Annotated in this window: 4 protein-coding genes; 3 read left to right on the top strand and 1 reads right to left on the bottom strand. The window is 61.2% G+C overall.

The window, feature by feature from the left end; translation table 11 throughout:
- From AVKW3434_RS21645 to AVKW3434_RS21635, 3 genes are all read left to right on the top strand, one after another.
- Window positions 1-1,385 (top strand): 3'-5' exonuclease (locus AVKW3434_RS21645; RefSeq protein WP_284407469.1); only part of this gene is annotated, 1,385 nt, incomplete at its 5' end.
- Window positions 1,382-2,041: a DarT ssDNA thymidine ADP-ribosyltransferase family protein gene (locus AVKW3434_RS21640; RefSeq protein WP_284407468.1), complete on the top strand. Its 660-nt coding sequence runs from the start codon at window positions 1,382-1,384 to the stop codon at window positions 2,039-2,041. The genes AVKW3434_RS21645 and AVKW3434_RS21640, both read left to right, overlap by 4 nt.
- Window positions 2,029-3,714 (top strand): ADP-ribosylglycohydrolase family protein, encoded by a 1,686-nt coding sequence (locus AVKW3434_RS21635; protein WP_284407467.1) that lies wholly within the window; start codon window positions 2,029-2,031, stop codon window positions 3,712-3,714. The genes AVKW3434_RS21640 and AVKW3434_RS21635 overlap by 13 nt, the downstream gene beginning before the upstream one ends.
- An 899-nt stretch (window positions 3,715-4,613) precedes the next feature.
- Here AVKW3434_RS21635 and AVKW3434_RS21630 read toward each other — a convergent pair.
- Complete coding sequence (locus tag AVKW3434_RS21630) at window positions 4,614-6,083, bottom strand: NAD-dependent succinate-semialdehyde dehydrogenase (protein ID WP_284407466.1); 1,470 nt, start codon at window positions 6,081-6,083, stop codon at window positions 4,614-4,616.
- Window positions 6,084-6,172: the final 89 nt, after the last annotated feature.

The raw sequence follows: 6,172 nt of genomic DNA, 5'->3' as shown, positions 1-6,172 counted from the left end.
CGTGTGGCACTGCTCAACCGCTTCACGCAGTTGGGATGCCCGATCACGGTGCCCGCCGCTGCCGTGGCGTAGCTGCATCTGGGGTAGGGGTTATCTCGGCCTGTTTCGGGTTTGTGCAACAAAGCCATATGTCACTGGAGCGTCATCAGCGCGTCGGGAACACCGAACCCGTCAAGATGCTGGTCCTGACGTTCAACCGGACCTTGTCTGGCTATGTCAGCGCGCTTGCGCAGAGCCAAATCGATCTCGGCCTCAACGTGCAGCTCGAGGTCGCAACTTTCTCCAAATGGGCGATGGAGAAGCTTGGCCGGCCCGCGATTGCCTCGGAGGCCCGCGAGCACTTGGCCGCATTAAGCGCCCGTATTGGCACGTTGGCCAGCGACTACGTGGCGAAAGAAGCGGAATACGCTATGGGTCGGTTCCTGCCGGAAAACCTTGAAGAGTACCTAACTGTTGAGCGTACCGGTCGCGGGGCTCAGCCTAGGGTCGACAGAGCGCTGCGCCGCCGCATACTGGACGAGGTCATCCTCCCCTACCAGCAATGGCTCGCAAGCCGACAGGAACTCGACTGGAACCTTCTTGCGGTTGAGATGGGACGCCAAATTCCATCACTCGGCTACGAGGTTGTTGTGATTGACGAGAGCCAGGATTTCTCCGCGAACCAGTTGCGAGCGATCCGCCATCACTTGGCCCCGGAGCACACGCTGACCTTTGTTATCGACACGGTGCAGAGAATCTACGCACGCGGATTCACCTGGACGGAAGCGGGATTCGATGTTCGAGGTGACCGCTCGTACCGGTTGGTGATGAATCATCGAAATACATCGCAAATTGCGGCGTTTGCATCTGGGATCCTTGACGGTCTCAATGTAGAAGGCGACGGCGCGCTTCCCAACCTGACTGCCGCCCAAACGACAGGCCCCCTGCCAGTCGTGCTGCGCGGTTTTTACCGGGATCAACTTTCCTGGGCGATCGACTTCATCCAGAAAAACATCGATCTTACGCATGAGTCGGTGGCCTTCCTTAAGCCGCAGGCCGGCGGCTGGTTCGATTTCATGAAGCAGCGGCTTCAGGCGGCTAGGATTCCCTTCGTGGACATCACCCGTGAACCAGAGTGGCCAGAGGGACCGGAGAACGTGGCTATTTCGACGTTCCATTCTGCAAAGGGCCTGGAGTTCGACCACGTGTTCATCCTCGGCCTGAGCGACAAGAGCACGCCACACGGCGACGAAGATCGCGATGACCAGTTGTGGGTGCTTCGCCGATTGCTCGCCGTCGCAGTGGCTCGCGCACGCAAGCACGTGGTCATCGGCTACAAGCCCGGGGAAGAGTCCGACTTGATCCAATTCTTCGCCGACGGTACATACAAGCAGGAAGACGTATGACTATCGCCGACGAGGTTCAGCGCCGCGGCATCACCGAGTTACTACACTTCACCACGAACCGTGGGATCGTGGGAATCCTTTTCTCCGGTGCACTTCGCTCGCGACACATTCTTCCCCAAGAGAAGTACCTCGAGCACGTGCTCCACGTCAATTCCGCTACGCGGCCTGAAGCCGCCGAATTCTTCGACAAGAGCCAGAACTGGCTGGACTATGTCAACCTGTCAATTTCAGAGATCAACCGCCGGTTTTTCGAGTTCTCTCTGGGCTGGCACGCAGATGCCGACATCTGGTGGGGCATCCTCGCATTTGACCCAATACTTATGACGCATGATGGCGTTGTATTCACCACCACCAACAACGCGTACGAGCACTGCGTGCGCCGCGACGGTCTCGCTGGTCTAGACTCGCTGTTCGACCCACGTATCCGTCGCAAGCAGACTTGGTCTGTGCAGCGCGGAGCGCGCGTGGATCGCCTGCCGACCTGCGAGCAAGCCGAGACGCTCTACCCGCACCAGGTGAGCACCGCATTCCTGCGTAGGATTTATGTCATGGAGGGCGATCACCACGACCAAGCGAGGGGATGGCTGAGGGAATGCGGGCTGCCGGATGTTCAGGTCAGCATCGATCCGGCAAAATTCATGGGATGCAAGAATTGAACACATTGCTGGAGCGGACAGATCGACGAGCGCAGGATCGCGAACGCATGGTTGTGCGATCTGCGCTGTGGGCAGCCGCTGGCGATGCGCTTGGCTGGATTACCGAGCTATCCCATGGCTCGGAGAACGTCAAAAGGCGGAGCGGAAGCGCTCATGTCTCCAGACCGGTTGAGTGGATGCGAGTGATCGGGGGGCGTACTGGACCAAAAGTCGATTTGCCTGCTGGGACTTATTCGGACGACACACAGCTCAGACTCGCGGTTTCCCGATGCATTCGCGGAGACGGCGCTTTTGACGCCGAAGCCTTTGCGAAGATCGAACTAACCGTCTGGCCAACCTATGCGTTGGGCGGCGGATTGGGCACGAAGGCTGCAGCTTTAAGCCTTTCGCGCCGCAGTACGTCTTGGTTCTCAAATTTTTTTGACTCTGGCTCGCAACAGTACGTCAAAGGTGGCGGCAACGGGGCTGCGATGCGCGTTCAGCCTCACGTCTGGAGCGCCAAAGGCTCTGCGTTGGATCTAGTCCTCTCTGTTTTAAGAGACGCATTGGTCACCCACGGACATCCTCAGGGTTTTTGCGGCGCCGTGTTCCACGCGCTATCTCTGCACGCGACGATGACGGCCGGCGCGATCCCGCCGCCCAACGAGTGGGAAAGCTTTGTTGATACGTTCCCGGAGATCGCAAATATCATCGACAGGGATCCGCAGCTCACATCGTTCTGGCGATCCGCGTGGGAGGAACAGTCGGGCGTCAGCCTGGAGACGGCTTTGGATCATGCACGAGACGAGGCGATGCTCGACCTAAAGAAGGTGCAAAAGGCTGCCAAGTCGATGGAGCCCGGCGAGTACGGATCGGTTTTGGAAGCGCTTGGCTGCACAACGCAAGATTTCAGGGGGGCCGGCCTGAAGACGGCAATCGCGGCCCTGGTGCTCGCCTACATGAATCGAAATGGATCGCCTGACGCAGCACTTGTCCAAGCCGCAAACGAACTGGCTTCAGATACCGACACGATTGCAACCATGGCCGGCGCGCTTCTCGGAGTGCCTGCGGAGAACGAGCCTAATTGGCATGTGCAAGATCGCGAATACATCGTGCAAGAGGCAAAGCGCCTGGCCGATGTTGCTTGCGGCATAGCAAGGGAATCGTTCTCTTATCCTGACTTGGCTCGGTGGACACCCCCTGCCAGTCAACTCGCCTCAATCGGTTGCCTCGGGGATGATTTGGCGATGGTCGGCCTCGGCCTGCTCAAGCCTGTTGGCAAGCAGTATCGCGTTGGAGACTCGCTATGGCAGTGGTGCCGCTTACCTTTCGGCCAGACCGTACTAGCCAAACGCAAGAGCAACTTGGAAGCGATCTCTGTCGATCAACTGCCAGGCGAACCATTTCGCACCGCACGTGCCACCCAGCCGTCGCCATCTGTCAGAGCAAGCCAGCAATCCTTGGGATTTGCCGAAGAGCGCCAGCTCTTAGTTCCTTCCGTACCAAAACAGCATTTGGAGGAATGGTCTCTGGATTCGGCGACGAACGAAGCTATCAAGTCCGATTTTGAAGATGGCATCGTCGGCAGACTTCTAAATCAGTGCATAGAAGAGACCGGGTCCATTGAGCGAGTGATCGCGTTTGCAGCGATATTGGCTAAGGCGAAGCTCGCTCGGCAGCGGAAACGCCGATAGCTGCCTGTTTCCTGGTCACCGAGCAAGAAAAGGCGGCAAGAATCGCCGCTGGTGCTACGCGGCGACAACATGAGTTCACGAGCGCATGTGGCTTCAGACCAAGGCCTTTTTCCGCGCGGTTCGGTACCTCAATGGCGACTGTGGCACTCAACTCTCGAACCGCCGCGACGCGCTCGCAGTCAGCATGCACGGCTCCCGCACACACCGCGCCAGACTTCTCTGCAGCCCCCAGCGATGTCTGCAGCTCCGCTCAGAATGCGCTTTAGCCCCGGAGAGAGCGCGATCAACTTGAACTCGAGTAACGATCATGACGAGCTGACGCCTGGACCTTTTCGAGGACGGCAAAGGCTCAGTGGTTGCCCTGGCCATGCATCGGCGGTGCATCCTGAATCTGTCGCGTACTCGGGCCGGTAGTCTGCGACGCTGGCACAGCCCGTCAAAAGGCTACACGGACAACCCGCTGCCCCAATCAATGAATTCTCTGGGCAGTTCTCGCCTGCTTGCCCGCATCTTCACCCGGACTGTGCTGGAGGTCATCGCGCGCCGTGACTGATGCCGATGAACTCGAATCCTACCTGTGCAAGCTCAAAGTCGGCAGCGAGGAGCAGAAAAACTGTCGGCGCGCGGCCGGACGCAGGGTTCGCCGAACTAAGCCAACAGTACCGCTGCGAGTACGTCTACCAAGCACCAGTAGCATTTGACTTTCGTTCAGCGGTGGCATGCCAACCTCTTCGATGACTGCTCCCGGGTCGACGGCCGTCGGTCCATAGGTGCCGCCCGAAAGACAGCAGTCGCTGCTTAGGAGACGCTCAACATGCGTCTAATATTCAATGGCATCGCCGGAATGAACATAGCTCGCCGCATTTAGGCTACCCACCTCACCGAAAGCGCCCTTCTCCTCACCCCAGCCCGCCCTGGCACACATACTTCGTGTGCAGATAATCCTCCAGCCCGTGCGTCGATCCCTCGCGCCCGTAGCCCGACTCCTTCACACCCCCGAACGGCGCCGCCTCCGCCGCCAGCGCCCCTTCGTTGATGCCCACGATCCCCGACTCCAAAGCCTCCGCCACGCGCCAGATGCGGCGCACGTCCTGGCTGTAGAAGTACGCGGCCAGCCCGAACGGCGTGTCGTTGGCGGCGGCGATCACTTCTTCTTCATTGTCAAAGCGCGTGAGCGGCGCCACCGGCCCGAACGTCTCCTCGCAGGCGCAGGCCATGGTCGCATCGGCGTTCTCCAGCACCGTGGGGGCGTAGTAGGTGGCGCCCAGCTCGGTCAGGCGTTGTCCACCCGTGAGCACCTTCGCGCCCTTGGCCACGGCGTCCTGCACGTGCCGCTCGATCTTCTCCACCGCCCGGGCGTTGATCATCGGCCCGATCTGCGAGGCGGGGTCGCTCGCCGGCCCCACCTTCAAGGCCGCCACGCGGGCGGTGAGCTTTTGCGCGAACTCGGCATGCACCTTGGCGTGCACGAACACCCGGTTGGGGCACACGCAGGTCTGGCCGCCGTTTCTGAACTTGGCGGCCATGAAGCCTTCCACGGCCGCGTCCACGTCAGCATCCTCGAACACGATGAAGGGCGCGTTGCCGCCCAGCTCCAGCGAGAGCTTCTTGAGCGTGTCGGCGCTGCGACGCGCCAGGTGCTTGCCCACGGGTGTGGAGCCGGTGAAGGTGATCTTGCGCACGCGCGCATCGTCGAGCCACACGTCCACCACCTCGGGCGTCTTCTCGCGCGATGCGGTGACGATGTTCAGCACGCCAGGCGGCACGCCGGCCTCGTGGGCCAGCAGCACCAGGGCGAGCGACGTGAGGGGCGTGTCCTCGGCCGGCTTGCAGACCACGGTGCAGCCAGCGGCCAGGGCCGGGGCGATCTTGCGGGCGATCATTGCGGCGGGAAAGTTCCACGGGGTGATGGCGGCGACGACGCCCACGGGCTCCTTCAGGGCGAACATGCGCCGGCCGGGCACGGGCGCGGGGATGACCTCGCCGTTCATGCGCGTGGCCTGTTCGCCGAACCATTCGATGTAGCTGGCGGCGTAGGCCACCTCGCCCTTGCCCTCGGCCAGGGGCTTGCCCTGCTCCAGGGAGATGAGCGCACCCAGGTCGTCCTGGTGGGCCAGCACCGCATCGTTCCAGCGCTTGATGATGGCCACGCGCTGCTTGGCCGGCACCTGGCGCCAGGCGGGGAAGGCGGCATGGGCGGCCTCCAGCGCGGCCCGGGCCTCGGGGGCGCCGGAGTCGGGCACCTCGGTGATCACGGCGCCGGTGGCGGGGTCGGTCACGGGCAGCCGCGCGCCGGGGCCGGGGTGCCAGTGCCCTGCGATGAAGTTGGCGCTGCGGATCAGGTCGGGGCGGGTGAGAGTCAGGGGCATGGGAGGAAAGGAATGGGGTTTGAATGGAATCGGGCTCCAGTGCAAATAACACTAGGGCATCGTGCTACAAATTCAATAGCAAAAGGAAT

Source organism: Acidovorax sp. SUPP3434 (assembly GCF_030159015.1).
Lineage (GTDB): Bacteria > Pseudomonadota > Gammaproteobacteria > Burkholderiales > Burkholderiaceae_C > Paracidovorax.
This window is presented reverse-complemented; position numbering and strand designations above follow the sequence as displayed.